The sequence below is a fragment of the Kineococcus mangrovi genome (genome assembly GCF_041320705.1).
In the GTDB taxonomy this organism is placed as follows: domain Bacteria; phylum Actinomycetota; class Actinomycetes; order Actinomycetales; family Kineococcaceae; genus Kineococcus; species Kineococcus mangrovi.
Map to the genome: position 1 here is coordinate 14,162 of NZ_JBGGTQ010000001.1, position 26,274 is coordinate 40,435.

Genomic DNA, 26,274 nt, shown 5'->3' on the forward strand with positions numbered 1-26,274 from the left:
GCGCACTCCTCGGTCGGTGTCTCGGGCGGGTCGTCCCCGATCCTCCCAGACCGCGGGGCCCGGTTCAGCGGACGGTCGCGGCGGGCTCACCGGCGGGCAGGCGGACGGTGAAGCGGGCGCCGCCGGTCGCGGCCGAGTCGACGTCGACGTCACCGCCGTGGGCCTCGACCAGACCCCTGGTCAGGTACAGGCCCAGGCCCGTGCCGCTGCGGGCGCCGCCGTGCCAGAACTTGGAGAAGACGTAGGGCCGGTTCTCGACCGGGACCCCCTCGCCGTTGTCCTCGACCGTCAGGACGACCCAGCCGTCCCGCGCGCCGTCGCCGGCCCGGTCCCCGGCGACGGTCACGACCACCGTCCCGGCGCCGTGCCGCACCGCGTTGTCGACGAGGTTCGTCACCACCTGCGCCATCCGGTCCGGGTCGGCCCACAGCTCGGGCAGGTCCGGCGCCACGGTCAGCTCGAACCGCTCGTCGTCGTACCCGGCCATCCGCAACCGGTCGACGTGCTCGCGCACCAGCGCGGGGAGGTCCATGGGCCGGCGGTGCACGGTGAGCCGGCCCGCGTCGACGCGGGCGACGTCGAGCAGGTCCCCCACGAGCCGGCTGACCCGGTCGGCGTCGGCCTGCACGGTGCTCAGCATGAGGCGCTTCTGCTCGTCGCTGAAGCGGTCCCACCGGCGCAGCAGGCTGGCCGTGAACTGCTTCACCGACGTCAGGGGCGAGCGCAGCTCGTGGGCGACGGTCGCGATGAGGCTCGTGGTGTCCGTCTCGGCGCGGCGCCGTTCGTCGGGGGTCCGCAGGGCGAGTACCGTGCGCAGGAGGGCACCGGTCTCGTCGCGGTGGAAGCGGGCGGTGACGAGCAGTTCCGTGCCGCCGGGCAGCAGGAGCAGCCGTTCGGCGTGCCCGTCCCCGGTGACGCCGCTGGGCCGGCGCGAGGTGTCCTGCAGGACGTCCCACCACCGGCGGCCGGACGTGTCCTGCAGGGGGAGGGCGCGGCGCGAGGGGGCTCCGAGGAGGTCGGTGCGCGGTCGTCCCAGGAGGCGTTCGGCCACCACGTTGAGGTCGACGATGGACCCGTCCCCGGCGGTGACCACCACCCCGTCGGGCAGGTCGTCGAGGTCGAGCGCGGGCAGCACGGGAGGAAGGGCCGACGACACGGCCTCGGCGCTCCCCCTCGCCTCGGGCACGGACGCGACATTAGGGCATCGGATGAGCCCATCGCGCGACCGGCGGGCCCGCGGGCGCCGTCAGCTCGCGGACCGCGCGGGACCACCGGGACGCGCCCGGTGCGCGCGGGCGCTGGCGTACAGGCAGACGACGGCAGCCGTCGCCAGGTTCAGGCTCTCGGCGCGCCCGTGCAGCGGCACCCGGACGACCGCGTCGGCGAGGGCCCGTCCGGCCTCGTCCAGGCCCGCGGCCTCGTTGCCGAAGACCCAGGCCGTTCGGCGGCGCAGGTCGACGCGGCCGGTGTCGGCGCGGGCGGCCTCGTCGGCCAGGTCGTCGAGGTCGAGATCGCCCGTCCCGTCCGCCGCCAGGACGCTGGACCCGCTGCGCCGCAAGCCGTCGACGACGTCCTGCAGGGTGCGCCCGACGACGACGGGGAGGTGGAACAGGCTGCCGGCGGTCGAGCGGACGCACTTGGGGTTGAAGACGTCGACGCTGCTCGCGGTGAGGACGACCGCGTCGGCACCGGCCGCGTCGGCGGCGCGCAGGACGGTGCCCGCGTTGCCCGGGTCGCGCACCCGGTCCAGGACGGCGACCAGCCGCGGGTGCCGGGCCAGCACGTCGTCGAGGTCGGCCGTCGTCGCGGGGCAGACGGCCAGGAGGCCCTGCGGGGTGACCGTGTCGCTCATGGCCGCGAGGACCTCGTCGGTCACGGCCCACGCCTTGGGCGTGTCGCGCACGATCTGCGGGTACCGGTCGGCGGCCTCCGGCGTGGCGTAGACCTCGAGGGCGGCGCCGGCGGCGACGGCCTCCCGGACGGCCTGCGGGCCCTCGGCGAGGAACCGGCCGTGCCGCTGACGCGCCGAACGCCCGGCCAGCGCCCGCACGGCGCGCACCCGTTCCGCTCGAGGGTTCGAGAGGACGGGGACGTCGAGGAGGGGCACTGCCGGGCGTCCGGGGTGTTCGGGTGGGTCTGCGGCTCAGGCCGCGGAACCCTCGGCCACCGTGGTGGCCGGCAGGGAGGCCTTGGCCGTCGCCACGAGGGCCGAGAAGGCGGCCGGGTCGGAGACGGCGAGCTCGGCCAGCATGCGGCGGTCGACCTCGATCTCGGCGGCCTTCAGGCCCTGGACGAAGCGGTTGTACGTCATGCCCTCGGCGCGGGCGGCAGCGTTGATGCGCTGGATCCAGAGGCGGCGGAAGTCGCCCTTGCGCGCCTTGCGGTCGCGGTACGCGTAGACGAGGGAGTGGGTGACCTGCTCCTTCGCCTTGCGGTACAGGCGCGAGCGCTGGCCGCGGTAGCCGCTGGCCTGCTCGAGGACGGTGCGACGCTTCTTCTGGGCGTTGACTGCGCGCTTGACGCGTGCCACGGGGTACTCCTAGTGATCGTGCGGGCGGCAGCGGGACCTCTCGGTCGCGCGCCCGCGGGTCGGGGTGGGTGCGGTGTCGCGGGCTCGGCGGACGAGCCGGGGCTCAGAGGCCGAGGAGCTTCTTGACCTTCTTGGCGTCGGCCGGGGCGACGACCGCGTCCACCGACAGGCGGCGGGTGCGGGTGCTGGGCTTGACCTCGAGCAGGTGGCGCTTGTTGGCGCGCTCGCGCATGACCTTGCCGGAGCCGGTCACGCGGAAGCGCTTCTTGGCGCCGGAGTGGGTCTTGTTCTTGGGCACGTCTTCTCCTGTGTTCGGAGCCGAGGGGTGCGCCCCTCGGCGGTTTCTGGCGTGCGGCCCGCGGGAGCGTGCCTCCCGCGGGCCGTGTCCGTCGTGCGTCAGGTCCTCAGGACGCCGTGGCGGCCGTCTCGTCCGGCGTCCCGCCGGCCGGTGCGTCCGCGGTCCCCCCGGCCGGCTGGGCGGCCTCGGCGTCCTTGCGGCGACGCTCCTCGGCCTTGGCCTCGGCCTTCTTCTTGTGCGGCCCGATGACCATCACCATGTTGCGGCCGTCCTGGCGCGGCGAGCTCTCGACGCTGCCCAGGTCCGCCACGTCCTCCGCGAGGCGCTGCAGCAGCCGGAAGCCCATCTCGGGCCGGGACTGCTCACGCCCGCGGAACATGATCATGACCTTGACCTTGTCACCCGCCTTGAGGAACCGCTCGACGTGGCCCTTCTTGGTGCCGTAGTCGTGCGGGTCGATCTTCAGACGGAACCGGATCTCCTTGAGGATCGTGTTCGTCTGGTTCTTGCGGGCTTCGCGGGCCTTCATGTCGGACTCGTACTTGAACTTGCCGAAGTCCATGAGCTTGCAGACCGGCGGCCGCGCCGTCGGAGCGACCTCGACCAGGTCGAGGCCTGCTTCGTCCGCCAGCCGCAACGCGTCCTCGACGCGCACGATGCCGACCTGTTCGCCGTTGGGGCCCACGAGCCGCACCTCGGGAACACGGATGCGGTCGTTGATGCGGGGCTCGCTGATGTGCTGCTCCTTCGTCGTCGTGGGGGGCCGCCGGACACGAGGAAGGCCCCCGTGCTCGGACGCGCTGCGGGGGCCACCGGATCCGACGACGCACCGACGCGGCCCGTCCGGGGGACGAGCGCGACGAGGGACGCCGCTGCACCCCTCCGGGGAGGAGCGCGGACCAGGACCTTCGGCGCCGTGGGCACCGAGGTGGGAGGAGGCCTCCGCTTCACGTGCCGGCCCTGCGAGCGCCGGTCCCCGCGGTGGTGCTGGAGCGGGATCCGGTGACGTGTGCCGGTCGGTCGCCTGAAAGGGTACCAGCATGCAGTCACAGACCCCTCCCGACGCGGTGGACCCCGACGAGGTGGATCCCGGCGCGCTGGCCGCCCGCGACATCGCCGACGTGCCGGCGGCCGAGCTCATCACGACCACCGCCGTGCACCTCATGAGCGCCGCGGCCGTCAAGTGCGGTCTGGCGGACGGGCCCGACGCGGCCGACCACCTCGACCTCGCCGAGGCGCGCGTCCTCATCACGGCCCTCGCCGGTCTCGTCGTCACCTCCGCCCCGGACGTCGGCGGTCAGCACGCCCGGTCGCTGCGCGACGGGCTGCGCTCCCTGCAACTGGCCTTCCGCGAGGCCTCCGACGTGCCGGACGAGCCGGGCAAGGGGCCCGGCGAGCGCCTCACGGGAAGCGTGGTCTGAGGTCGGAGCGGACGGCGGCCACCGCGGACGGCGCGGACGTGGCGGCCGAGCGCGTCGGGGTCGGCCGACCCCCCGTCACCCGCGCGAGCGGGCAGTGGTCGAATGGCGGACGACATTGAACCCGCAAGCATCGGAGGAGACACCTCGTGGCGAACAACGACCTGGGCCTGCTGGCCCTGCGCCTGGGCATCGGCGGCACCCTCGTCGCCCACGGCGCGCAGAAGCTGTTCGGCGCCTTCGGCGGCGGCGGCCTCGAGGGCACCGCGGGCGCCATGCACGCCATGGGCTTCCGCCCCGGCAAGCGCAACGCCGTCCTCGCGGGCGCCTCGGAGGCCGGCGGCGGAGCCCTGCTGGCCCTCGGCCTGGCGACGCCCGTGGGCGGCGCCTCGGCGGCCGCGGCGATGGCCGCGGCGTCGTTCGTGCACAAGCCCAACGGCTTCTTCGTCACCTCGGGCGGTTTCGAGTACCCGGCCGTCCTGGGGCTGGCGTCGGCGGCGCTGGCCGTCGGCGGTCCCGGCCGCTACAGCCTGGACGCCGTGACGGGGCACCTGTTCAACAAGCGGTGGACGACCGTCCTGGCGCTGGCCGCCGCCGGCGTCGGCGCCTACACCACCATCAAGGCGCGCCAGGGGGCGGTGGCCGCGGACGCCGCCGAGGCCGGGACCGGCGACGCGGCCGAGGTCGCCGAGGGCGGTCGGGACTGACGTCCCGGTCCGGGCCGCCGCCGCGGCGGCCCGGACCGCACCGTCGGCCGGGTCAGGCCGGCAGGACCTGGAACTCCAGCGACTCGGCGCGCTCGGCGACGACGCCGGCGGCCAGCCGCTCCCCCACCCGCCGCAGCAGGTCGTCGAGCCCGTCCCGGTCCAGACCCGGGCTCACCCCGAGGACGACGCGCAGCTCCGCCCCCCGGCCCGGTTCGCAGCGGGTGCCCCGGACGGCCGGGAGGTCACGCACGGCATCGGCGACGGCCGCCGCCAGGGCCGGGTCCAGGGCCGCGGGCGTCCACGCCTCCCCGCGCGCCAGGGACCAGAACGCGCTGCGGCGCACCACGAAACGCACCGGCCCGGCGGGGTCGAGGACGAGCACGTCGCACTCCTCCTGCGCCCCCGACAACGCCGCCTGCTCGGCGGGCACCGGCACCGGCCGCGCGTCCGGCCGCCAGGCGGTCAGCGCGGCGAGGTCGGTGAACAGCGGCAGGCCGCGGCGGCCGTCGGGCTGGGTGAGCAGCGCCAGGGCCATGTCGGCGCTCTTGTCGCCGCCGTCCTCGCCCGCTTCCCCCAGCTCGGCGACCACGGGAGCGAAGACCCGGCCGCCGCAGAGCGCGAGCACGACCGCCCGTTCGGCGTGCACCCGGGCGAGCGGGTCCTGCCCGACGGCGTCCCACGCGGCCAGCGCCGCGTCGAGCTCCGGCGAGCGGGACCCGTCGTCGCCGGCGAAGGCGTTGGGCTGCAGGGTCCGTCCGGCCCACGGGACCCCCGCGGAGTCGGTCGTGCGGGGGTCGTGGGCAGGTTCGGGCGCGGTCAGGGCCGGCCGGCCACGTCGAGGGCCTGCGCGAGCGTGAAGTTCCCGGCGTAGAGGGCCTTGCCGACGATGGCACCCTCGACACCGGTGTCGACGAGGTCCCGCAGCACGCGCAGGTCCTCGAGGCTGGAGATGCCCCCGGAGGCGACGACCGGGGCCTTCGTCCGGGAGCAGACCTCGCGCAGGAGCTCGACGTTCGGGCCGCGCAGCGTGCCGTCCTTGGTGACGTCGGTGACGACGTAGCGGGAGCAGCCGTCGGCGTCCAGGCGCGCGAGCACCTCCCACAGGTCCCCGCCCTCGCGCGTCCAGCCGCGAGCGGCCAGCGTCGTGCCGCGCACGTCGAGCCCGACGGCGATGCGGTCGCCGTGCCGGGCGATGGCCGACCGCGTCCACTCCGGGTCCTCCAGCGCGGCCGTGCCGAGGTTCACGCGGCGGCAGCCGGTGGCGAGCGCGGCCTCGAGCGAGGCGTCGTCGCGGATCCCGCCGGACAGCTCGACCGCGACGTCGAGGCGGCCGACGACCTCGGCCAGCAGTGCGCGGTTCGAGCCGCGGCCGAAGGCGGCGTCGAGGTCGACGAGGTGGACCCACTCGGCGCCCGCCTCCTGCCACGCGAACGCGGCGTCCAGCGGCGCGCCGTAGAAGGTCTCGCTGCCGGCCTCGCCCTGGACGAGGCGGACGGCCTGGCCGTCGGCGACGTCGACGGCGGGCAGGAGTTCGAGCCGGTGCGCGGCGGGGGCGGTGTTCTCGCTGGTCACGGGGGGCGAGTCTACGAGGGGCGGTGGGGTGCGGGCGGGGACCGGGTGCGGCGGCGTGGGGGCGGGTGCGGGTGTCCCGGCGGGTGCGCCTATGGGTGTCCCCCGGGTGTCGTCGCCGCGCAGGCGATCAGGTGAGGGAGTCGACCCAGTTCCGCAGCAGCCGGGCGCCCGCGTCGCCGGACTTCTCGGGGTGGAACTGGGTCGCGGACAGCGCGCCGTTCTCGACGGCGGCGACGAACCTGGTCCCGTGCTCGGCCCAGGTGATCTGCGGCAGCGGCACGCGGCCGTCCGTGGTGTCGACCATCTCGAAGCGCTGCACGGCGTAGGAGTGCACGAAGTAGAACCGCTCGTCCTCCACGCCGGCGAACAGGCGGGAGCCGGTGGGCGGCTCCACGGTCGACCAGCCCATGTGCGGGACGACGTCGGCGGGGAGGCGTTCGACGGTGCCGGGCCACTGGGCCAGGCCGTCGGGGACGCCGTCACCGGGTTCGGTGGACGTCTCGAACATCACCTGCAGCCCGACGCAGATCCCGAGGACGGGCCGGCCCCCGGCCAGGCGCCGGTCCACGATCGAGTCGCCGCCGATGGCCTTCAGCCCCGCGTTGACGGCCGCGAACGCGCCCACACCGGGGACGAGCAGCCCGTCGGCCTCCAGGGCCCGCTTCCGGTCCGACGTCAGCTCCACCGACGCGCCGACCCGTTCCAGGGCGCGGACGGCGGAGCGGACGTTGCCGAAGCCGTAGTCCAGGACGACGACCGACGTCACAGCGCGCCCTTCGTCGAGGGGATGCCGACCACGCGCGGGTCGGGTTCGACCGCGTAGCGCAGCGCGCGGGCCAGCGCCTTGAACTGCGCCTCCACGACGTGGTGCGGGTCGCGGCCGGCGAGCACGCGCACGTGCAGGCAGATCTGGGCGTGGAAGGCGAAGCTCTCCAGGACGTGCCGCGTCAGCGACCCGGTGAAGTGCCCGCCGATGAGGTGGAACTCCTGACCGGCCGGCTCGCCCTCGTGCACGCAGTACGGGCGGCCGGAGACGTCGACGACGGCGTGCGCGAGGGCCTCGTCGAGCGGGACGGTGGCGTCGGCGAAGCGGCGGATCCCGGACTTGTCGCCCAGGGCCTGGCGGAACGCCTGCCCCAGGACGATCGCGGTGTCCTCGACGGTGTGGTGCACGTCGATGTGGGTGTCGCCGCTGGCGCGGACCGTCAGGTCCACGAGCGAGTGCTTGCCCAGGGCCGTCAGCATGTGGTCGTAGAACGGCACGCTCGTGTCGATCTGCGTGCGCCCCGAACCGTCGAGGTCGAGCTCGACGAGGACGGAGGACTCGCTGGTGCTGCGCTCGATGCGCGCGGTCCGGCTCACTGCTGTGCCACCACTTCCTGGAGTGCGGTTCGGAACTGCTGCATCTCGTCGGCCGTGCCGATGCTCACCCGCAGCCAGCCCGCCGGGCCGGTCTCGCGGATGAGGACACCCCGGTCGAGCAACCCCTGCCAGACGGCGTGCCGGTCGGCGAACCGGCCGAACAGGACGAAGTTCGCGTCGGACTCGGCGGCCTCGAACCCGTTCCCGCGCAACCAGGCGACGGTCTCGTCACGACGGTGGCGCAGCTCGTCCACCGTCGAGAGCAGGGCCGCGGAGTGCTGCAGCGCGGCGCGGGCGGTGGCCTGGGTGACGGCCGAGAGGTGGTAGGGCAGGCGCACGATCCGCAGGGCGTCCACGAAGGCCCGCGCGGCGGCGAGGTAGCCGACGCGCGCCCCGGCGAGGGAGAACGCCTTGCTCATGGTGCGGCTCACGGCCAGGTTGCCGTACCGCGGCAGGAGCTCCAGGGCGCTGGGGGTGCCGTCCCGGCGGAACTCCCCGTACGCCTCGTCGACGACGACGACGCCGCCCACGGCGGACACCTCCTCCAGGACGGCCTCGACCGTGGCGAGCGGCAGGGCCGTCCCCGTCGGGTTGTTCGGGCTGGTCAGCAGCACCACCGAGGGCCGGTACCGGCGGACCTGCTCGCGGGCGTGCTCGACGTCGAGCGTGAAGTCGTCCGCGCGCCGGCCGGTCACCCACGTCGTCAGGGTGTCCCGCGCGTACTCGGGGTACATCGAGTACGTCGGCGCGAAGCTCAGCGCCGTCCGCCCGGGCCCGCCGAAGGCCTGCAGCACGTGGAGCATGACCTCGTTGGACCCGTTGGCCGCCCACACCTGCTCGGGCTCGAGCTGCGCCCCGGACTCGGTGCGCAAGAAGGCGGCCAGGTCGGCGCGCAGGTCCAGGAACTCGCGGTCGGGGTAGCGGTTCAGCCCGACCGCGGCCCGCGCGACGGCGGCGGCGATGTCGGCGACGACCTCCGGCGCGACCGGGTAGGGGTTCTCGTTGACGTTGAGGACGACGGGGACGTGCAGCTGCGGGGCCCCGTACGGGTGCTCGTCCCGCAGGTCCTCGCGCAGCGGCAGGTCGGCCAGCGTGGTCGTCTCGGTCACGCCAGCAGTGTCCCAGACGCCCGGGACCGCCCGGCCCACCCTCAGGGGGGCGGGACGGGGGTCCCGCGGGCGCGGGTCAGACGCTGAGCACCCGGGCGATCGTGCCGGACCGGGCACCCTCGTAGGCCGCGAGGAGGACGCCGAGGACGGCGATGCCCTCGGTCTCGGTGTGGATCGGGCGGGTCCCCCCGCGCAGGCAGTCCGCGAAGGCGCCGATCTCGGCGACGAAGGAGTCGACGGGCTCGAACTCGAACGTCTCCTCCTCCCCCGTCCGCAACCGGTAGGTCACCGAGCTCGCGGTGCCGGTGAGCGACCCGAGCTCGCCGACGACGGAGAACTTCTCGGTGCCCGGGGCCGGGTCGTAGGCCCAGCTCGTCACCACCTGGCCGACGACGCCGTTCTCGAACCGCACGAGCACCTGGGCGGAGTCCTCGCCCTCCATGAACTTCAGGCGGTGCGTGGACAGGAACGCCGTCGCCTCGCTCGGCCGCGCGTCGGCGAGGTGCAGCAGGAGGTAGGTCGGGTGGTAGCCCGTGTCGATGAGCTCCCCGCCGCCGCTGGTCGCGGCCGAGGCGCGCCAGCCCATGTTCGAGGGGTCGAAGTCGTTGTGGAAGCTGTCGGTCGTGCGGACCTCGTAGACCGTGCCGAGGATCCCCGAGTCGAGCAGTTCCCTCGCCTTGGCGACGGAGGGGAAGAACAGCTGGTTGTGGGCGCACATGAGCGTGACGCCCGCCGAGCGCACCGCGGCGGCGACCCGGGAGGCCTCGTCCGCGGTGAGGCACAGCGGCTTCTCGCACAGCACGTGCTTGCCGGCCTCGGCCGCCGCGACGATCGCCTCGGCGTGCAGGTGGTGCGGCAGGCAGATGTCGACGGCGTCGATGTCGGCGCTCGCCAGCATCTCGCGGTAGTCGGTGAACGCCTGGGCGCCCAGTTCGTCCGCGCGGGTGTCCGCGGCCTCCTGCACGACGTCGGCGACGGCGGTGACGCCGATCTTCGCGGCGTGCTCGCGGTAGCCCTTGACGTGGGCGCGGGTGATGCCGCCCCCGCCGATGAGCCCGACCTTGACGGTTCCCTCGACGACGCTGCGGCCCTCGTCCGGCATCGTGGCCCTCACTCCTTCGTCCCTGCTGCGTGGTTGGCCCGCACGACGAGGCGGGTGAGGTCGACGGCGCGCCGGAGGTTCTCGGTGGCCCGCGTGCCCGCGGCCGCGTGCTGGACCCACTGGGCGAACGCGTCGGGGGCGTCGGGCGGGACGGTGAGGTCCTCGGTGCGGCCGTCGGGGTACCGGCGCCACAGGCGCCGGCCGGCGTCGGTGTAGTGCACCGACCCCTCGGTGCCGTGGACGTCGATCGTGAAGGCGTCGTCGCTGACGAAACCCGCCTCGACGACGCCGATGCGGCCGTCGTCGTAGCCGACGGTCACGACGGCGTGGTCCTCCACGTCGCGCGGGGTGACGTTGGCGTAGACCGCGCGGACCGTCTGCGGGTCGGCGCCGAGGAACAGCTGGGTCAGGTAGACCGGGTGGCAGCCGAGGTCGGTCAGCGCCCCGCCCACGGCGGGCGCGGGGTCGAAGAACCGGTCCGGCAGCCAGCCCCCGACACCGCCGTCGCGGCCGTGGACGGCCCCGTCGTGGGACAGCCGGACCCGGCCGTGGGTGAGCGTCCCGAGCTCGCCGGAGTCCAGCAGGTCACGGACGGCGAGGGTGTACCCCGCGTACAGCCGCGGCAGGGAGACCACGAGGGCGAGCCCGGCGTCGGCGGCCCGGGCGACGAGGCGCTCGCACTCCTGCACGGTCGGGGCGAGCAGCTTCTCGGTGAAGACGTGCTTGCCGGCGGCGAGGGCGCGGGAGATCACGTCGGTGTGGGCCGTCGTCTCGGTGGTGACGGTGACGCCGTGCACGTCCTCGCGCGCCAGCAGCGCGTCGAGGTCGTCGGTCGGCTCGACGCCGAGGTGCTGCGCCAGCGGACGGACCAGGGCCGGGTCCGGGTCGTAGGCGGCGACGAGGGTGGTGTCGGGGTGGGCGGCTGCGGAGCGGGCGTAGTCCTCGGCGTGGACGTGCCAGCACCCGAGCACGGCCACGTTGAAGGGTGGGTTCGCGACAGGCACGAGGGGTGTTCCTCCGGACGCATCGTCGGGTCGTGACGTGACCTCACGCTAGGACAAGGGAGCACGGCGCGGAAGGTCTGAGGACCACCTCTCTGGGAACGTTTTCAGGGAGGGTCGGCCCCGGCAGCGGTCACGGACCGTCGTGTGACGTTCATGTGACACGGCTGCAGATCGGCCGTTCGTGTGCCGAAGATGTCGGGTATGCGTGACCACTACGACCTCCTGGTCCTCGGTTCCGGCCCCGGCGGGCAGAAGGCGGCCATCGCGGCCGCCAAGCTCGGCAAGCACGCCGCCCTCGTGGACGGCGGCTCGATGATGGGTGGCGTCTGCGTCAACACGGGCACCATCCCGTCCAAGACGCTGCGCGAGGCCGTCGTGCACCTGACCGGGATGAGCGTGCGCGACGTGTACGGCGCGAACTTCCGCGTCAAGCAGGACATCACCATGGCCGACCTGTCGGCGCGCACGACCCACGTCACGCGCCGCGAGGCCGAGGTCGTGCGCGACCAGCTCTCGCGCAACCGCGTCGACCTGTACGACGGCATGGCCCGCTTCACCGGCCCGAACAGCGTCGTCGTCGGGGCCCCCGGCGTCCCGGCCCGCCACCTGAGCGCGGACAAGTTCGTCATCGCCGTCGGCACCCGGCCCGCGCGCCCGGCCGACGTGGACTTCGGCTCCGGCCGCGTCGTCGACTCGGACGGCGTCCTGCAGCTCACCGAGATCCCGCAGACCCTCGTCGTCGTGGGCGCCGGCGTCATCGGCATCGAGTACGCCTCGATGTTCGCCGCCCTCGGCACCAAGGTCACCGTCGTGGAGTCGCGCCCGACCTTCCTGGACTTCTGCGACTCCGAGATCGTCGAGGCGCTGAAGTTCGAGCTGCGCGACCTGCGCGTCGCCTTCCGCCTCGGTGAGTCCGTCGTCAGGGTGCAGGCGGACGAGCAGGGCACCGTGACGACGCTGGCCTCCGGCAAGCGGATCCCGGCCGACACCGTCCTGTACTCCGCGGGCCGCCAGGGCGCCACGGACACCCTGGACCTCGCCGCGGCCGGTCTGGAGGCCGACGGCCGCGGGCGTCTGGTCGTGGACAAGCAGTTCCGCACCGGGGTCGAGCACATCTACGCCGTCGGCGACGTCATCGGCTTCCCCGCGCTGGCCTCGACGTCGATGGAGCAGGGACGCCTGGCGGCCTACCACGCGTTCGGCGAGCAGGTGAACTCCCTCATCGAGCTGCAGCCCATCGGCATCTACTCGGTCCCCGAGATCAGCTACTGCGGGCACACCGAGGACGAGCTGACCCGCGCGGCCGTCCCCTACGAGGTGGGCGTCGCCCGCTACCGCGAGCTGGCGCGCGGGGCGATCGTCGGCGACTCGCACGGCAAGCTGAAGCTGCTCGTCTCGACCGAGGACCGCCGGCTGCTCGGCGTCCACGTCGTGGGGGCGTCCGCGACCGAGCTCGTGCACGTCGGGCAGGCCGTCATGACGTGCGGCGGGACCGTCGACCACCTCGTCGACACGGTCTTCAACTACCCGACGCTGTCGGAGGCGTACAAGGTCGCGGCGCTCGACGTGACGAACAAGATGCGGGCCGCGGCACGGTTCGACGCCTGACCCGCACCCCGCCCCGGCGGGGTGCGGCGGGAGCCGGAGGTGGGCGGGTCAGGCGGGGTCGTCGTCGCGACCGCGCAGGCGCTTCCAGAACGCGCCCCTGCGGGGTTCCTCGGCGCTGACGGCGTGCTCGGCGGGATCGGTCTTGCCGAGCACGAGGTCCTGGACGAGGTCGGGCCACACGGACAGGAGCAACCCCGGCCTGGGGTCGTCCCCGCGGGCGCCGCCGGCCCAGCTCTGCCCCTCGATCGACTCCTCGCCGACGGTGAACAGGACGAACTCGGCCTGCGGGACGGCGGCGGACAGGGTCTGCACGTCCTGCTCCCCCGTCGCCGGGTCGTGGGTGAGGAGCACCGTGCCGACGCCCTTGACCGGCACGACGTGGGCGTGCACGTCGTGGGCGGGCAGCAGGTCCGCGAGCGCCCTGGCCGAGGTGGTCCCGGCGACGATCACGGACCGGACGGGCTTCTTCGGGCCGAACGCCTTGGCGAACTCGGCGTCGAAGTCGAACTCGGGCAGGTCGGGGGTCTCGCTCACAGCGCGGTCCCCTCGCAGGCGAAGCGGGCGGTGACGGCCTCGCCGTGGGCGGGCAGGTCCTCGGAGCGCGCGAGGGCCACGACGTGCGGGGCGACCTCGCGCAGCGCGCGCTCGTCGTACTCGACGACGTGGATGCCGCGCAGGAACGTCTGCACGCTCAGGCCGCCGGAGAACGAGGCCGTGCCGCCGGTGGGCAGGACGTGGTTGGACCCGGCGCAGTAGTCCCCGAGGGAGACCGGGGTGTGCGGGCCGACGAAGACCGCGCCGGCGTTGCGGACGCGGGCGGCCACGGCGGGGGCGTCGGCGGTCTGGACCTCCAGGTGCTCCGCGGCGTAGGCGTCGACGACGGCGAGACCGGCCTCGACGTCGTCGACGAGCACGGTGGCGGACTGCGGGCCGCGCAGCGCCTGCTCGATGCGGCCGGCGTGCTTGGTGGCCGCCACCCGACCGCCCAGCACCGCGTCCACGGCGTCGGCCAGGCGGGGCGAGTCGGTGACGAGGACCGCGGCGGCCATCGGGTCGTGCTCGGCCTGGCTGACCAGGTCGGCGGCGACGTGGTCGGGGTCGGCGCTCGCGTCGGCCAGGACCGCGATCTCGGTCGGGCCCGCCTCGGAGTCGATGCCGACGGTGCCCTGGACGTAGCGCTTGGCGGAGGCGACGTAGATGTTGCCCGGGCCGGTGACGACGTCGACCGGCTCGACGACGACGGTGCCGTCGGCGTCGCGGGCGCCGTAGGCGAACATCGCGACGGCCTGGGCCCCGCCGACGGCGTAGACCTCCTCCACGCCCAGCAGCGCGCAGGCGGCGAGGATCGTCGGGTGGCCCGAACCGCCGAACTCCCGCTGCGCGGGGGTGCTCACCGCGATCGAGCCGACGCCGGCGACCTGGGCGGGCACGACGTTCATGACGACGCTGGAGGGGTAGACGGCCCGGCCGCCGGGCACGTACAGGCCGACGCGGCCGACCGGCACCCAGCGCTCGGAGACCCGGCCACCGGGGACGACCTCCGTGGTCGTGGTGGCGCGGAGCTGGTCGGTGGCCACGAGGCGGGCCCGCCGGACCGACTCCTCCAGGCCGGCGCGGACGTCGGGGTCGAGCGCGGCGAGGGCGTCGGTGAGCGCCTGCACCGGGACGCGGACGTCGTCGGCGCGCACGCCGTCGAAGCGCTCGGTGAGCTCCAGCAGGGCGGGCACGCCGCGGGCGCGGACGTCCTCGCAGATCGGGGCGACGGCGGCGAGCGCGGCGGCGACGTCGACGTCGGCGCGCGGGACCACCGCGCGCAGCGCCATCGCGTCGAGGACCTGCCCGCGCAGGTCGATGCGGCGCAGGAGCGGGGCGGAGGTGCTCACGGGGCAGGAGTCTACGAGCCGGAGGTCCTAGGGTGGCTCGCGTGCCGCAACGCCTCCCGCTTTTCCCGCTGGGCAGTGTCCTGTTCCCCGGACTGGTCCTGCCGCTGAACGTGTTCGAACCCCGGTACCGGCTGCTCGTGCAGGACCTCGTGGGTGACCTGAGCGGGGGCCTGGAGGAGGGCGGGGAGGACGACGGCGACGTGCGCGGCTTCGGGGTCGTCGCGATCAGGTCCGGTCACGAGGTCGGGACGGGCAACCTGCAGGCCCTGCACACCGTCGGGTGCGTGGCGCTGGTGCGCGAGGTCACCGAGACCGAGGACGGCCGTTACGAGATCGTCACGGTCGGCGCGAGCAGGTTCCGGCTCGTCGGCATCGACGAGTCGGCCGGCACCCCGTACCTCACCGGTCTCGTGGAGCCGTTCGGGGACGACGACGTGGAGGACGACGACAGCGACGGCCGCCTGACGGTGCTGGCCGATGCGGTGAGCCGCTCGTTCGACGAGTACCGCGAGGTGCTGGACATCGGCGGGGCCGAGGCCCCGGACGACCCGCGGGTGCTGTCCTACCTCGTCGCCGCGGCCGCGGTGCTGGACCTGGACCAGCGCCAGCACCTGCTGGAGGCGCCGGACACCGTCGCGCGGTTGCAGGCCGAGCTGGAGCTGCTGCGCCGCGAGACCGCGCTCATCAGCACGTTCGGGGCCGTGCCCGCCACGGAGCTGCCCGTCTGGCCCGTAAACTCCAACTGAGGACCGGACGGGGAGCGGGACGGTGGCGAAGCGTGCGGACGCCGGGACCCCGGCGTTGAAGGTGCTGGCCGAGCGGGGCGTCGCCCACACGCCCCGCCCCTACGCGACATCCCGCACCGGGGACGACGGGCCCGGGTTCGGCGACGACGCCGTGCGGGCCCTGCGGGCGGGCGGTCTGGACGTCGACGGGCACCGCGTGCTCAAGACGCTGCTGGCCGACGTGGACGGGCACCTCGTCTGCGCCGTCGTGCCGGTCGCCGGCACGCTCGACCTCAAGGCCCTCGCGAGCGCGGCGGGCGGGAAGCGGGCGGTCATGGCCGACCCGGCGCGGGCCCAGCGCAGCAGCGGCTACGTCGTGGGCGGCATCAGCCCGCTCGGCCAGCGCACCGCGCTGCCCACCTACGTGGACGCCTCGGCGGCGGGTTTCGCGACCGTCCTGGTCAGCGCGGGCCGGCGGGGGCTGCAGGTGGAGCTGGCCCCCGCCGACCTGCTGGCGGTGACGGGAGCCAGGACGGCCCCCATCGGCCGCCCGGTCAGCCGCTGAACAACCGCGAGGCGCGCACGAGCGTCTCGACGACGCCGTAGACCAGCGGGATCCCGACCAGCGTCCAGCCGGCGACGACCCGGCCCCGGGCGTTCACCGGGTCCCCCTCTCGGCCGGGCGGGCGTCGGCGGGGGGTTCGTGGAAGCGGTCGGCGACGGGCCGGACGAGGAGGTTGGCCACCAGACCCACCGCGAGGACACCGACCATCGTCAGCAGCGCGGGACGGTAGGCCGCCGCGGTCAGGCTGCCCGGGTCGCCCTGGGCGTCGAGGAACCCGTTGACGATGAGCGGGCCGGCGATGCCGGCCGCCGACCAGGCGGTGAGCAGGCGGCCGTGGATCGCGCCGACCTGGAAGGTGCCGAACAGGTCCCGCAGGTAGGCCGGGACCGTGGCGAAACCCCCGCCGTAGAAGGACAAGATGACCGCGGCGAACAGGACGAACAGGACCGTGCTGCGCTGGCCGGTGGTGGCGAGCAGGAAGTACGCCACGAGCCCGACGCCGAGGTAGCCCGCGTACATCGGCTTGCGCCCGATGACGTCGGAGGTGGACGACCACACGAACCGGCCGGCCATGTTCGCCATCGACAGCAGCCCGACGAAACCGCCCGCGGCGGCGACCGAGACGGTGGAGGCGTCGCCGGCGGAGCGGAAGAAGTCCTGGATCATTGGCGAGGCCTGCTCCAGGATGCCGATGCCCGCGGTGACGTTGCAGAACAGGACGACCCACAGCAGCCAGAACTGCGGGGTGCGCACGGCGTTGCGCGCCGAGACGCTGGCGGTGGTCACCAGGGCCCTGCTGCGGACGGCGGCGGGGTCGAACCCGTCGGGGACCCAGCCCTGGGCGGGGACGCGGATCGTCGCGGCCCCGTAGCTCATGAGGAGCGCGTACACGACGGCGAACGTGACGAACAGCAGCGCCACGGCCGAGCCCGCGGGGACGCTGCCGGTGACGGTGGAGTCGTAGCCGGGGTCGTACAGGGACAGCAACCGCGTGGACAGCGGGCTGGCCACCAGGGCGCCGCCGCCGAACCCCATGATGGCCATGCCGGTGGCGAGCCCGGGGCGGTCGGGGAACCACTTGATGAGGGTCGAGACGGGCGAGATGTACCCGATGCCCAGGCCGATGCCGCCGATGACCCCGTACCCGAGGTAGAGCAGCCACAGCTGGCCGGTCGCGATGCCGAGGGCCCCGACCAGGAAGCCCGTCACCCAGCAGGTCGCCGAGGCCACCATGGCCTTGCGGGGGCCGCTGCGGTCGACCCACGTGCCGCAGAGCGCGGCCGACAGGCCGAGCATGACGATGGCGATGGAGAACACGAGCCCGATCCGGGTCTGGCTGACGTCGAAGTGGGCGACGAGCGCGTTCTTGTAGACGCTCGTGGCGTAGACCTGACCGATGCAGAGGTGGACCGCCAGGGCGGCGGGCGGGACCAGCCAGCGGTTGAACCCGGGCGGGGCGATCGTGCGCTCCCGGTCCAGGACGGCGGGTGGAGCGAGAGGCGACACCAGGAGCTCCTTCGCTGTGGGTCTGCTGTCCCCGGGCCGTGCGCCCAGGTCGGTGACACCGTAGGTGAGCGCCCCGGCCGGCGGCGGCAGGACCGTCGCGACCCGCCGGGGGACTTCCAGCGCACCGATGCCACGATGAGCAACTACTCATGCACGTAGAGTGGTGGCCACGGCGTTCCTCCCGAGCGTCCGAGCCCGGGAGGCCCCGATGCACCCCCGCGTCCTGCTCAGCGCGGCCCTCACCGCCGCCACGCTCGCCCTCACGGGCGCGGCCCCCGCCTCCGCCGTCGAGGTGCCCCGGGGGCTGCGCGTCGGACGCGTCCCCGCCCCACCGGTCCCGCCGCGGGGTGGGGCCGCGCCCGCGGCCCCCCTGGCGACGGTGCCCGTCGGGGACCTGCCCGGCTGGCGGCAGGTGTTCGTCGACGACTTCACGACCGACGTCGCGCTCGGGGGGTTCCCGGGCCCGGCGTACGGGCACCGGTGGACCGGGTACGACGGGTCGCGCGACACCAGCGGGGCGGGCACCTACGACCCGTCGAGGGTCGTGTCCGTGCACGACGGCCTGCTGGACCTGCACCTGCGCACCGAGGCCGGGACGCCGCTCGTGGCCGCACCGGTCCCCCTGCGCGACGGCACGTGGGGCGGGTGGACGTACGGGCGCTACAGCGTGCGGTACCGCGCCGACGCCGTTCCCGGGTACAAGACGGCCTGGTTGTTGTGGCCGGACTCCGACGACTGGGCCGAGGGGGAGGTCGACTTCCCCGAGGGCGACCTCGCGGGCACGATCCACGGGTTCGTCCACCGCCCGGGGGCACCGCAGGAGAACGCGCTCGCCGTCGACACCGGGGTGAGCGCCGCGGACTGGCACACCGCGACCGTGGAGTGGCTCCCCTCGGGGGTGCGCTTCCTGCTCGACGGGACGGTCGTCGGGTCCACCGCCGTCTCCCCGGACCGGCCGATGCACCTCGTGCTGCAGACGGAGACGTCCGACGGGGCTCCCCCCGCACGTGCCGCCGGGCACGTCCAGGTCGACTGGGTCGCCCTCTACCGACGCGCCTGAGCGGACGCGCGCCCCGGTCAGCCGGCGTGCGGGAGCTGCACCGCGGACCCGGGCGGGGGCGCCGGTGCGGACGGGACGGCGTCCGGGCACCGGGCCGGGGGCACCCGCTCGACGGTGGGCGCGGGACGGGCCGGGGTGCCCGGGACCGGCCGGAGCGGTGCCACGGGCACGGACCGGGGCCGGCGGGCGGTCGCCGGGCGCCGCAGCAGGACGGCGGTCCACAGCGCGAGGACGACGGCGACGAGGGCCGGGCCCCCCTCGGCGCCGAGCCTCGCGCCGGCGACCTCGACCAGGAGCACCGTGGCCGCCGCCGCCGCGGCGGCCAGGACGGCACCGAGACGGGCGCGGTGCCCGGCTGCACGCAGGTGGCCGGCCACCGCCACGGCCGGCAGCAGCGCCAGGACAGCCCCGACGGCGACCCGCGCGGGCCGGGCGTCGCTGGCGAAGGACAACCAGACGGCACCGGCGGCGACGCCGGCCAGGGCGGTGCGGGTCCGCATCGGGTTCACCCCACCAGTGAAGGGCGCGCCCCGGCACCGCGAGGGGGTTTCCGCCACCGGGTCCACCGTTCGGAGCACCACCCCCGCACCCGTTCGGGGAACTCGGAACGGTTGCGCCCCAACTCCTCCCGGGACCCTCCGTCCGGACCCGGACCCGGACCCGGGGACGACAGCAGGCGCCGGCCCGTCCTGCATGCCCAGGACGGGCCGGCGCCCGGTTCGCGCAGCGCAGCCCGGCGCACGGGCGCCCACTCCCGGGGCGCCGGTCGCTGCACCGCGGCCCGCACCACGGGGGTGGTGCGGGACGTCTAGAGGGAACCCCTCTCGAGGGTCCCGGCGAGGTCGGCCAGCAGGCCCAGCCGCGCGGGGACGACCCGGTCGGCCCCCGGGCGCGCCTCGTCCGGCCAGGGCCCGACGAGGCTGACGGAGGTGTCCCCGACCGCCAGGAAGTCCTGCGCCCGCAGCGCCACCGCCGGGCCGGCCGAGCGCAGGGCGGCCCCGAGCACGCTCAGCTGCTCCGGGCTCGCCCGGAACGGGACGGGTTCGCCGCTGCGGGAGAAACCCACGACCAGTTCCGTGGGCGCCCCGAGGGCCTCCACGGTCGTCAGCAGCAGCACCTCGTCGCGGGCCCGGCGAAGCCCCCGGCGCCCGGCGTCGGCGGGCCGGGCCAGCACGGAGGCCACGTAGGCCGTGCGGCCCGCGAAGGGGCCGGTGAGGGCGAGCTCGGCGTGGGCGTGCCCGGCGAGCAGGACGTTGGGGGCCGGGAACCGCGTGGAGACCTCGACGAGGTGACCCTCCACGTGCCAGCCGCGGGTCGCCGGCAGGCCGCGCAGACCCAGCAGCCGACGGTCCCGGGCGCGGCGGACCCCGGCGGCGGTGGACCAGGGCAGCCGGGGACCGGAGGGACCGAGACGCACGGACGGCTCCTCGCGACGGGGCGGACGGGTCACCGATCCTCCCACGCGCGCTCCGGCGGGCCCGGCGCCGCGGGGCCGGGCGCTGCGGTTCAGCCCGCGACCGCGGTGGCCTCGGCCGGGGCGTCCGGCAGGACCAGGACGCGCGGGGCCGGGGCTGCGGCGGGAACGGTCGCCCCCACCGGCGCGGGGGCCGGCGCGGGAGCCGCCGCGAGCGGGCGGCGCGGGGCGATGCGCACCCGCGCGGCCGGGCGCAGCCGCTCGGTCAGCAGGGCGCGCAGCACCCGGAAACCGTCGCGGAAGGTGTTGAGGTTGCTCTCGCCGTGGATGCGCTCGAACTCGAAGCTCGGCACCTCGGTGATCGTCAGGCCGGCCTTGGCGATGCGGGTGTTGATGATCGTCTCGATCTCGAAACCGTCGCCCCAGTGCTTGGCGTCGACCGCCGCGCCGCTCGCGTCGAGGTCCAGCGCCGGCAGGCAGTCGCGCCAGAAGGCGTTGTACCCGTAGCACAGGTCGGTGTAGCGGGTGCCGAACAGGACGTTCGCGGCCAGGTTCAGCCCTGCGTTGCCCGCGCGGCGCAACCGGGTGATGTCGCTGCTGCCGCCACCGGCCGCGAAACGGGTGCCCTTGGCGAAGTGGGCGCCCTCGACGAGGGCCTGCACGAAGGCGGGGATCTCGCGCGGATCGGCCGAACCGTCCGCGTCGAGCATGACGACGACGTCACCCGTCGCGGCGGCGAAACCGCACGCCATGGCGTTGCCCTTGCCGCGCCGGTTCTGCAGGACGACCTTCACGTCCGGGCGCAGGGCGCGGGCCGTCTCGACGGTGCCGTCCACGCTGCGGCCGTCGACGAGCACGACCTCGTGGACGTCCGGCAGCAGGGCGAACACGTGGGGCAGGTTCGCGGCCTCGTTGTAGGTGGGGATGACCACGCTGACCGTCGGTGCGGCCGCGGGGGTGGGGAATGCGTTCGACATGATGCTCCCTGAGAATCAGGGGCCCGGTTTCGCCTCTCGCTCCCCGCCGGGCCACGGCGACCAAAGACGCCCGGCGGATCTTCACGTGCCCTCGTGTGCGGTCCCGTGGGCAGGACCGCTGTTCGACACCCCGATCGTAGGAGTCCGCGCACCGTCCGGACACGGACGTGACACGACTGGCGCACCGGGGCACCCGTCCGGCCCACCCCGAACGCCTCATCGAAACGCAGAGTGACGACGAAGAACGTCGCCGCAACGGGAACGGCGACCCGAGAAACCCCCGGAAACCCCGCACGAGTTCCCGAGCCGGCGCAGCACGGCGCGGAACCCGTTGCGGCGCGGTTCACCAGGTCGACCTCCCGGCCGCCACGAACGGCTCAACCCGTTCACCCGTTCCGGTTTCCGCGCCCCCCGGGAGAACTCACGGGGTTCTACCGTGAGTGATCAGACGTCCCTCGCGAGCGCGACCGGGACGCGCGGGCAGCAGGAGAGGAACTCACCGTGACCGACGCCGGGACCGCCGTCCTCGTCACCTCCGCGCACCTGTGCGCGGAACCGCCCCCGACCGGTGCCGGCGCCGCCGAGGTCGTCGCCGCCGCCGTGGGGCGCGCGCTGGCCGAGCGTCCGGACCCGCAGCGGTGCACCGCGGCCTGGGTCCTGGTCTGGTCCGGTGACCGGCCGCTGGCGACCCTGGAGATCCCCCTCCCCCTCGACCTCGCCGACGTCGCTCGGCGGTTGCCGCCCACCCCGCCGGCACCTCCCGCGACGACCCTCCCCCGTCCCGCCGCCCTCCCGTCGGTCACCGTCGTGGTCCCCACGGTCGTGCAGCGGGTGGAGGACCTGGAGCGGTGCCTGACCGGCCTGGAGGCGGCGCGCTACCCCGGTGGGTCCGGACGCGTGGAACTCCTCCTCGTGGACAACCGTCCGGTGGTGCCGGCCGACGACCCGCTGCCGGGTCTGCTGGCGCGCCACCCGCGGGTCCGTCGCGTCCGCGCACCCCGGCCCGGGATCTCGCAGGCGCGCAACGCCGGGCTCGCCGCGGCCCGGGGCGAGGTCGTCGCGTTCACCGACGACGACGTCCGCGTCGACCCCGGGTGGTTGCTGGCGCTGGGGAGGAGGTTCGCCGAACACCCCGAGGAGGACGTCGTCACGGGTCTGGTCGTCCCCGCCGAGCTCGAGACGCCCGCCCAGCGCGAGTACGAGTCCCACTACGGCGGTTTCGGTGGGCAGCGCCGGCTGGCGCCCGCGCAGGTGGCCCCGGTCCCGGGCCGGCCCGGCCGCGTGCGGGAACTGCCCTGCCCGCCGGGTGGGGACGGTGAGTTCCCCGTCTACGGGGTCGGCGCCTTCGGCGCCGGCGCGAACATGGCGTTCCGGCGCACGGCGTTGCCGCGGGGTTTCGACGTCCACCTGGGCACCGGCACCGCCTCGCGCGGCGGTGAGGACCTCGCCGCCCTCGTGGAGGTGCTGTGGCGCGGGGGGCGCCTCGGCTACGAACCGGCCGCCGTCGTCCACCACACCCACCGCCGCGACCTGCCCGGCCTCGAACGGCAGCTGCGCGGCAACGGTGTCGGGTTCACCGCGATGCTCACCTCCCTCGTCTGGCGGGACCGGGCCCACGCGCGCGCCCTCGCCGCCCTCGTGCCCGCCGCCGCCGTCGCCAAGGCGCGCTGGGCCCTCACCCGCGCCCGGTCCACCGCCACCGCCACCGCCACCGGCCGACCGGTGCCGGACCGGGCCCCCGCCCCCGCGCGCACCGCGGACGCAGCCGGCGACCCCCGGCGCCTGGTCCTCCTGGAACTGCGCGGCATGCCCTGGGGTCCGCTCGCCTACTTGCGCGCCCGCGCCACCACCCGCACCACCACCCACCCCGTCCCGCAGGAGATCTCGTGAGCGACGTCCTCGTCACCCCCGCCCCCCGGACCGGGGGACGCGCCGCCCCGGTCACCGTGACGGTCGTCGTCTGCGCCTACACCCTCGACCGGTGGGACGACCTCGTCGCCGGTCTCGGCGCCCTGCAGCGGCAGACCCGCCCGGTCGAGGAGGTGCTGCTCGTCGTGGACCACGCCCCGGACCTGCTCGCCCGCGCGCGCACCGCCCTCGGCCCGGCCGCCACCGTGCTCGAGAACGTCCACGAACGCGGTCTGTCCGGCGCGCGGAACACCGGTTCAGCCGCCGCGACCGGCGACGTCGTGCTGTTCCTCGACGACGACGCCCGCCCCGACGCCGACTGGGTCGCCGCGGGCGTGGCCGCGTTCGCCGACGACGACGTCGTGGGGACCGGCGGGACCGCCGTACCCGCCTGGGACGCACCGGGCCGGCCCGCCTGGTTCCCCGAGCCCTTCCTGTGGGTCGTGGGCTGCAGCTACGAGGGGTTGCCCGGTGACGGCGGGGCGCTGCGCAACCCGATCGGGGCGAGCATGGGGTTCCGCCGCGCGGACCTGCTCGCCGCCGGGGGTTTCACCACCGGCATCGGCCGGGTGGGCCGGCACCCTGTGGGGTGCGAGGAGACCGAGTTGTCCATCCGCGTGCGCCAGCGCCGCGGCGGGACGGCCCGGATCGTCCACACCAGGGGCGCCGTCGTGCACCACCGGGTGCGACGGGACCGCGCCACGGTCGGGTACTTCCTGCGCCGCTGCTTCTGGGAGGGTTTCTCCAAGGCCGTCGTCGCCGCCGCCGTCGGCGCCCAGGACGCGCTGTCCTCGGAGCGTTCCTACGCCTCCCGCGTCCTGCCCGGAGCCGTCCTGCGGGGTCTGCGTTCCACCGCGACGGGTCGCGGCAGCGCCGGGTTGCAGCAGGCCGCGGCCGTGGTGGCGGGGTTCTGCACGACCGCGGCGGGTTACGGCTACGGGCTGTGCACCCGCCGTTCCCGCTCCCCCCGCCGCACGGCGACGGGAGCCGGTCGTGGCTGAGGCGCCCGCCCTGCCCGTGTGGTGCACCGAGGTGGACCTCGCCCCCGGTCGTCCTGCCCTGCCCCCCGCCCCCGCCGGCGCGCGGTCGGTGCGCGTGCTGGTCCGCCTCGACGGCAACCCCCTGGGGTACGTGACGACCCCCGCGCAGCCGGGCCCGGACGACGCCGCCGTGCTGGCCGGTCTGCCGGCGGGCGCGCGCGACCGCGTCCGCGCGCGCCGGGCCGGCGCTCCCGCGAGCGACGCGCTCGCCGACGTCGGGACCGGGACGCGCGTGAGCGTCGTCGTGTGCACCCGCAACCGGCCGGAGGTGCTGGCCCGCTGCCTGCAGCACCTGGGCCGGCTCACCTACCCCGACCTGGAGGTCCTCGTCGTCGACAACGCCCCGGCCGACGACGCCACCCGCGACGTCGTCGCCGCGGCCGCCGCCGGCGACCCGCGGGTCCGGTACGCGCGCCAGGAGGTCCCGGGGTTGTCGCACGCGCGCAACCGGGGGCTGGAACTGGCCACCGGGGAGGTCGTGGCCTACACCGACGACGACGTCCGCGTCGACCCGTGGTGGGTCCACGGCCTGGTCCGGGGTTTCACCCGTCGTCCCGACGTCGCGTGCGTGGCCGGCCTGACCGTCGCGGCCGCGCTGGACACCGAGGTCGAGGCCTACTTCGACGCCCGGGTCTCGTGGTCCACGCTGCGCGAACCGCGCGTCTACGACCTGGCGACCGGGTCGGCGGGCGGGGCGATGTACCCGTACGCGGCCGGGGTGTTCGGCACGGGTGCGAACGTGGCCTTCCGGCGCGCCGACCTGGTGCGCCGCGGCGGGTTCGACGTGTTCCTCGGGGCCGGTACGGCGACCCGCGGGGGTGAGGACCTCGACGCGTTCGTCCAGACGATCGTGCACGGGGGCGCCGTGGCGGTCGAACCGTCCGCGGTGGTGTGGCACCACCACCGCAGCACGCCCGGTGAGCTCGCGGAGCAGATGTACGGCTACGGGACGGGACTGACGGCGTTCTACACCAAGCTCCTGCTCGAGCGCCGCACCCGCGCGGGTGTGCTGCGCGCGGTCCCGGCCGGGCTGGCCCGGCTGGCCGGGACCGTCGCCGGGGTCCGTCGCCGCGACCGGGCCGGCGCCGGGACCGGCACGGGAACCCCCGGACCGGGCGCCGGGCTGGTCCGGCGGGAACTCACCGGGATGCTCGCCGGGCCGGGCCTGTACCTGCGCGCCCGCACCGCCCGCGGCTGAGGGCCCTGACCGCGCCCGCGCTCAGCGGGCGGGCGCGGTCACGGCGTCGAGCGCGTCGAGCGCGGGATCGCCGGGGGCGAACTTGCGGGCCATGAACCGCCCGGAGGCGAGCAGGTGCTCGAGGTCGGCCGCGCCGAACTCGTCGGGTCTGCCCGACCCCGGGTCGCTGAACCGGATCTCGTGCAGCGCGTCGCGCTCGACGACGAGCCCGGGTTCGCCCGCCAGGAGCGTCGGGGTGAAGGCCTCGGTCGGGATGACCGTCCGGGCGAAGAACTCCACCAGGGCCTCCCCCTCGGCCGTCCCCAGCCGGTCCACGAACGCCGTGAGCGCCCGGCGGGAGAGGGCGAACCACGCCGAACCCCACCAGAGCTCGTACCCCGCCACCGGCAGCGACGCGCGCCGGCCCACCTTGGGCGGCAGACCGGTGCCGGTCGGCATGAGGTACAGCCGGACGAACGGCTGGGACCGCTCGAGCACGAGCGCCAGGACCTCGGCCGCACGGCGCAGGACCCGCGGGGACCGCCGGCCGCCGGGCCAGGACGGCAGGGTGGCGTAACGGAACCCGTAGCGGCGGCGCACGTCCTGGGCCACCGCGGGCTCGCTCGTCCGGGCGACGGGCTGCACGTCCAGGACCGCGTCGGCGCTCGTGCCGCCCAGCCTGTCCCGCAGCGCGGCCGCGGGGGCGAGCGGGTAGTCCTGCTCGGACAGGGTCAGGACCCAGTCGACGTCGAGCTCGCCCAGCACCCACCGCAGCACGCGGTGGCGTTCGAGTTCCAGGCTCATGTCCCCCCACACGACGGGGACCGACGTCAGGTGCAGGTGACCGCCCACCGCCTCGACGACGGCCGGGTCGATCGGGTTCTCGAAGCCGTTGTGCAGCAGCACGATCTCGGCCGCCGGGTCGTTGCGGCGCAGCGTGGTGAGCAACCGGGTCAACTGCCCGCCGGAGCGGTAGGAGGAGACGAGGTAGGCCAGCCGGAGGTCCCGGGGGGTGGTCGTCACGACAGGACCAGCGCGAACCGCACGAGGGTCGCCAGCCCCGCCCCGAGGGCGCAGCCGACGGTGAGCACCAGCAGCGCCCGCCGCGGGCGGCCGGGGGCGGTGACGGGGGTGCCGTGCGTTCCCGCGCACGCCGTGCGCCGCGTCAGGTCCAGGGCCAGCGCCCCGGCCCCGGCGGCCGCGAGGAGCACCAGCCCCAGCCACGAGCCCAGCGCGCGGGCGACGTCGCGCGGGAACAGCGCCGCGAGCGATCCGTCGAGGATCGGTTCGACGAGGTGGTGCACCGGGT

Annotated in this window: 30 protein-coding genes; 9 read left to right on the forward strand and 21 right to left on the reverse strand. The window is 75.3% G+C overall.

The genetic code is table 11. The features are described from left to right. Positions 1-64: 64 nt before the first annotated feature. The 5 genes from AB2L28_RS00065 to infC all read right to left on the reverse strand — a co-directional run bounded on the left by AB2L28_RS00065 (position 65) and on the right by infC (position 3,564). Entirely contained in the window at positions 65-1,186 is a 1,122-nt protein-coding gene (locus tag AB2L28_RS00065) for a PAS domain-containing sensor histidine kinase (protein ID WP_370716689.1), read from the reverse strand. A gap of 60 nt (positions 1,187-1,246) precedes the next feature. Continuing rightward, entirely contained in the window at positions 1,247-2,107 is an 861-nt protein-coding gene (locus AB2L28_RS00070; protein WP_370716690.1) for a TrmH family RNA methyltransferase, read from the reverse strand. 36 nt (positions 2,108-2,143) lie between these two features. Beyond that, positions 2,144-2,530, reverse strand: a complete 387-nt coding sequence (gene rplT / locus AB2L28_RS00075) for a 50S ribosomal protein L20 (protein ID WP_370716691.1) — start codon at positions 2,528-2,530, stop codon at positions 2,144-2,146. Between the two features lie 103 nt (positions 2,531-2,633). After that, positions 2,634-2,828, reverse strand: coding sequence for a 50S ribosomal protein L35 (gene rpmI, locus AB2L28_RS00080; RefSeq protein ID WP_370716692.1), 195 nt, complete (start codon positions 2,826-2,828; stop codon positions 2,634-2,636). A gap of 106 nt (positions 2,829-2,934) precedes the next feature. After that, positions 2,935-3,564, reverse strand: a complete 630-nt coding sequence (gene infC, locus AB2L28_RS00085; RefSeq protein WP_370717237.1) for a translation initiation factor IF-3 — start codon at positions 3,562-3,564, stop codon at positions 2,935-2,937. 304 nt (positions 3,565-3,868) lie between these two features. Here infC and AB2L28_RS00090 point away from each other — a divergent pair, with 304 nt between their 5' ends. Beyond that, on the forward strand, positions 3,869-4,249 hold the full coding sequence (locus AB2L28_RS00090) for a DUF1844 domain-containing protein (RefSeq protein ID WP_370716693.1): 381 nt from the start codon (positions 3,869-3,871) through the stop codon (positions 4,247-4,249). Positions 4,250-4,395: 146 nt separating this feature from the next. Then, complete coding sequence (locus AB2L28_RS00095) at positions 4,396-4,953, forward strand: DoxX family protein (protein ID WP_370716694.1); 558 nt, start codon at positions 4,396-4,398, stop codon at positions 4,951-4,953. A gap of 52 nt (positions 4,954-5,005) precedes the next feature. Here the strand turns inward: AB2L28_RS00095 and AB2L28_RS00100 are convergent, their stop codons facing one another. The 7 genes from AB2L28_RS00100 to AB2L28_RS00130 form a co-directional block, all read right to left on the reverse strand. After that, a complete protein-coding gene (locus AB2L28_RS00100; RefSeq protein WP_370717238.1) occupies positions 5,006-5,773 on the reverse strand; it encodes an SseB family protein in 768 nt (255 codons plus the stop codon). Next, the gene (gene priA / locus AB2L28_RS00105; RefSeq protein ID WP_370716695.1) at positions 5,770-6,525 is read right to left on the reverse strand and encodes a bifunctional 1-(5-phosphoribosyl)-5-((5-phosphoribosylamino)methylideneamino)imidazole-4-carboxamide isomerase/phosphoribosylanthranilate isomerase PriA; all 756 of its coding nucleotides are present in this window, start codon (positions 6,523-6,525) and stop codon (positions 5,770-5,772) included. The genes AB2L28_RS00100 and priA overlap by 4 nt, the downstream gene beginning before the upstream one ends. 127 nt (positions 6,526-6,652) lie before the next feature. Further along, on the reverse strand, positions 6,653-7,291 hold the full coding sequence (gene hisH / locus AB2L28_RS00110; protein ID WP_370716696.1) for an imidazole glycerol phosphate synthase subunit HisH: 639 nt from the start codon (positions 7,289-7,291) through the stop codon (positions 6,653-6,655). Next, positions 7,288-7,887, reverse strand: coding sequence for an imidazoleglycerol-phosphate dehydratase HisB (hisB, locus tag AB2L28_RS00115; protein WP_370716697.1), 600 nt, complete (start codon positions 7,885-7,887; stop codon positions 7,288-7,290). Before hisB ends, hisH begins: the two co-directional genes overlap by 4 nt. Continuing rightward, positions 7,884-8,996 (reverse strand): histidinol-phosphate transaminase, encoded by a 1,113-nt coding sequence (locus AB2L28_RS00120; protein WP_370716698.1) that lies wholly within the window; start codon positions 8,994-8,996, stop codon positions 7,884-7,886. The genes hisB and AB2L28_RS00120 overlap by 4 nt, the downstream gene beginning before the upstream one ends. Positions 8,997-9,072: 76 nt before the next feature. After that, positions 9,073-10,098 carry a Gfo/Idh/MocA family protein gene (locus tag AB2L28_RS00125; protein WP_370717239.1) on the reverse strand — a complete coding sequence of 342 codons (1,026 nt, stop codon included), beginning with the start codon at positions 10,096-10,098 and terminating at the stop codon, positions 9,073-9,075. An 8-nt stretch (positions 10,099-10,106) separates the two neighbouring features. Beyond that, complete coding sequence (locus AB2L28_RS00130; protein ID WP_370716699.1) at positions 10,107-11,102, reverse strand: Gfo/Idh/MocA family protein; 996 nt, start codon at positions 11,100-11,102, stop codon at positions 10,107-10,109. 201 nt (positions 11,103-11,303) lie between these two features. On the opposite strand from AB2L28_RS00130, the gene sthA reads away from it, so the two are divergent. Continuing rightward, a complete protein-coding gene (gene sthA, locus AB2L28_RS00135; RefSeq protein WP_370716700.1) occupies positions 11,304-12,710 on the forward strand; it encodes a Si-specific NAD(P)(+) transhydrogenase in 1,407 nt (468 codons plus the stop codon). A gap of 48 nt (positions 12,711-12,758) precedes the next feature. Here sthA and AB2L28_RS00140 read toward each other — a convergent pair whose 3' ends face one another. Continuing rightward, positions 12,759-13,244, reverse strand: a complete 486-nt coding sequence (locus AB2L28_RS00140; RefSeq protein ID WP_370716701.1) for a hypothetical protein — start codon at positions 13,242-13,244, stop codon at positions 12,759-12,761. Then, the gene (gene hisD, locus AB2L28_RS00145) at positions 13,241-14,533 is read right to left on the reverse strand and encodes a histidinol dehydrogenase (protein ID WP_370717240.1); all 1,293 of its coding nucleotides are present in this window, start codon (positions 14,531-14,533) and stop codon (positions 13,241-13,243) included. Before hisD ends, AB2L28_RS00140 begins: the two co-directional genes overlap by 4 nt. Before the next feature lie 101 nt (positions 14,534-14,634). Here hisD and AB2L28_RS00150 point away from each other — a divergent pair, with 101 nt between their 5' ends. Both AB2L28_RS00150 and AB2L28_RS00155 read left to right on the forward strand, forming a co-directional pair. Continuing rightward, the gene (locus AB2L28_RS00150; RefSeq protein WP_370716702.1) at positions 14,635-15,339 is read left to right on the forward strand and encodes an LON peptidase substrate-binding domain-containing protein; all 705 of its coding nucleotides are present in this window, start codon (positions 14,635-14,637) and stop codon (positions 15,337-15,339) included. Positions 15,340-15,361: 22 nt separating this feature from the next. Continuing rightward, entirely contained in the window at positions 15,362-15,883 is a 522-nt protein-coding gene (locus AB2L28_RS00155) for an aminoacyl-tRNA deacylase (RefSeq protein WP_370716703.1), read from the forward strand. Here AB2L28_RS00155 and AB2L28_RS20755 read toward each other — a convergent pair. Together AB2L28_RS20755 and AB2L28_RS00160 are read right to left on the reverse strand one after the other, a co-directional pair. Beyond that, positions 15,873-15,980, reverse strand: coding sequence for an MFS transporter small subunit (locus tag AB2L28_RS20755; RefSeq protein ID WP_432526098.1), 108 nt, complete (start codon positions 15,978-15,980; stop codon positions 15,873-15,875). The two genes, AB2L28_RS00155 and AB2L28_RS20755, sit on opposite strands and share 11 nt — an antisense overlap. After that, positions 15,977-17,389 carry an OFA family MFS transporter gene (locus AB2L28_RS00160; protein WP_370716704.1) on the reverse strand — a complete coding sequence of 471 codons (1,413 nt, stop codon included), beginning with the start codon at positions 17,387-17,389 and terminating at the stop codon, positions 15,977-15,979. Before AB2L28_RS00160 ends, AB2L28_RS20755 begins: the two co-directional genes overlap by 4 nt. A gap of 208 nt (positions 17,390-17,597) precedes the next feature. Here AB2L28_RS00160 and AB2L28_RS00165 point away from each other — a divergent pair, with 208 nt between their 5' ends. Then, on the forward strand, positions 17,598-18,449 hold the full coding sequence (locus tag AB2L28_RS00165) for a glycoside hydrolase family 16 protein (protein WP_370716705.1): 852 nt from the start codon (positions 17,598-17,600) through the stop codon (positions 18,447-18,449). Positions 18,450-18,466: 17 nt separating this feature from the next. Here the strand turns inward: AB2L28_RS00165 and AB2L28_RS00170 are convergent, their stop codons facing one another. The 3 genes from AB2L28_RS00170 to AB2L28_RS00180 all read right to left on the reverse strand — a co-directional run bounded on the left by AB2L28_RS00170 (position 18,467) and on the right by AB2L28_RS00180 (position 20,840). Beyond that, a complete protein-coding gene (locus AB2L28_RS00170) occupies positions 18,467-18,958 on the reverse strand; it encodes a hypothetical protein (protein ID WP_370716706.1) in 492 nt (163 codons plus the stop codon). 299 nt (positions 18,959-19,257) lie between these two features. After that, the gene (locus AB2L28_RS00175) at positions 19,258-19,866 is read right to left on the reverse strand and encodes a hypothetical protein (RefSeq protein WP_370716707.1); all 609 of its coding nucleotides are present in this window, start codon (positions 19,864-19,866) and stop codon (positions 19,258-19,260) included. 89 nt (positions 19,867-19,955) lie between these two features. Beyond that, on the reverse strand, positions 19,956-20,840 hold the full coding sequence (locus AB2L28_RS00180) for a glycosyltransferase family 2 protein (RefSeq protein ID WP_370716708.1): 885 nt from the start codon (positions 20,838-20,840) through the stop codon (positions 19,956-19,958). Positions 20,841-21,341: 501 nt separating this feature from the next. On the opposite strand from AB2L28_RS00180, the gene AB2L28_RS00185 reads away from it, so the two are divergent. Genes AB2L28_RS00185 through AB2L28_RS00195 form a run of 3 tightly spaced genes read left to right on the forward strand, consistent with a single transcriptional unit; the run spans position 21,342 to position 24,986 of the window. Continuing rightward, positions 21,342-22,730, forward strand: a complete 1,389-nt coding sequence (locus tag AB2L28_RS00185) for a glycosyltransferase (protein ID WP_370716709.1) — start codon at positions 21,342-21,344, stop codon at positions 22,728-22,730. Further along, positions 22,727-23,749 carry a glycosyltransferase family 2 protein gene (locus tag AB2L28_RS00190; protein ID WP_370716710.1) on the forward strand — a complete coding sequence of 341 codons (1,023 nt, stop codon included), beginning with the start codon at positions 22,727-22,729 and terminating at the stop codon, positions 23,747-23,749. The genes AB2L28_RS00185 and AB2L28_RS00190 overlap by 4 nt, the downstream gene beginning before the upstream one ends. Further along, positions 23,742-24,986, forward strand: a complete 1,245-nt coding sequence (locus AB2L28_RS00195) for a glycosyltransferase family 2 protein (protein WP_370716711.1) — start codon at positions 23,742-23,744, stop codon at positions 24,984-24,986. The genes AB2L28_RS00190 and AB2L28_RS00195 overlap by 8 nt, the downstream gene beginning before the upstream one ends. A 21-nt stretch (positions 24,987-25,007) precedes the next feature. Here AB2L28_RS00195 and AB2L28_RS00200 read toward each other — a convergent pair whose 3' ends face one another. Both AB2L28_RS00200 and AB2L28_RS00205 read right to left on the reverse strand, forming a co-directional pair. Continuing rightward, complete coding sequence (locus AB2L28_RS00200; RefSeq protein WP_370716712.1) at positions 25,008-25,988, reverse strand: core-2/I-branching beta-1,6-N-acetylglucosaminyltransferase family protein; 981 nt, start codon at positions 25,986-25,988, stop codon at positions 25,008-25,010. Continuing rightward, the gene (locus tag AB2L28_RS00205) at positions 25,985-26,269 is read right to left on the reverse strand and encodes a hypothetical protein (RefSeq protein WP_370716713.1); all 285 of its coding nucleotides are present in this window, start codon (positions 26,267-26,269) and stop codon (positions 25,985-25,987) included. Before AB2L28_RS00205 ends, AB2L28_RS00200 begins: the two co-directional genes overlap by 4 nt. Positions 26,270-26,274: the final 5 nt, after the last annotated feature.

What these genes read in the sequence shown, in the direction of transcription:
- AB2L28_RS00090 (WP_370716693.1), top strand. Translation starts at nt 3,869, where the DNA reads ATGCAGTCACAGACCCCTCCCGACGCGGTGGACCCCGACGAGGTGGAT.
- AB2L28_RS00125 (WP_370717239.1), bottom strand. Translation starts at nt 10,098, where the DNA reads ATGCCGGACGAGGGCCGCAGCGTCGTCGAGGGAACCGTCAAGGTCGGG.
- sthA (WP_370716700.1), top strand. Translation starts at nt 11,304, where the DNA reads ATGCGTGACCACTACGACCTCCTGGTCCTCGGTTCCGGCCCCGGCGGG.
- hisD (WP_370717240.1), bottom strand. Translation starts at nt 14,533, where the DNA reads ATGGCGCTGCGCGCGGTGGTCCCGCGCGCCGACGTCGACGTCGCCGCC.
- AB2L28_RS00165 (WP_370716705.1), top strand. Translation starts at nt 17,598, where the DNA reads ATGCACCCCCGCGTCCTGCTCAGCGCGGCCCTCACCGCCGCCACGCTC.
- AB2L28_RS00180 (WP_370716708.1), bottom strand. Translation starts at nt 20,840, where the DNA reads ATGTCGAACGCATTCCCCACCCCCGCGGCCGCACCGACGGTCAGCGTG.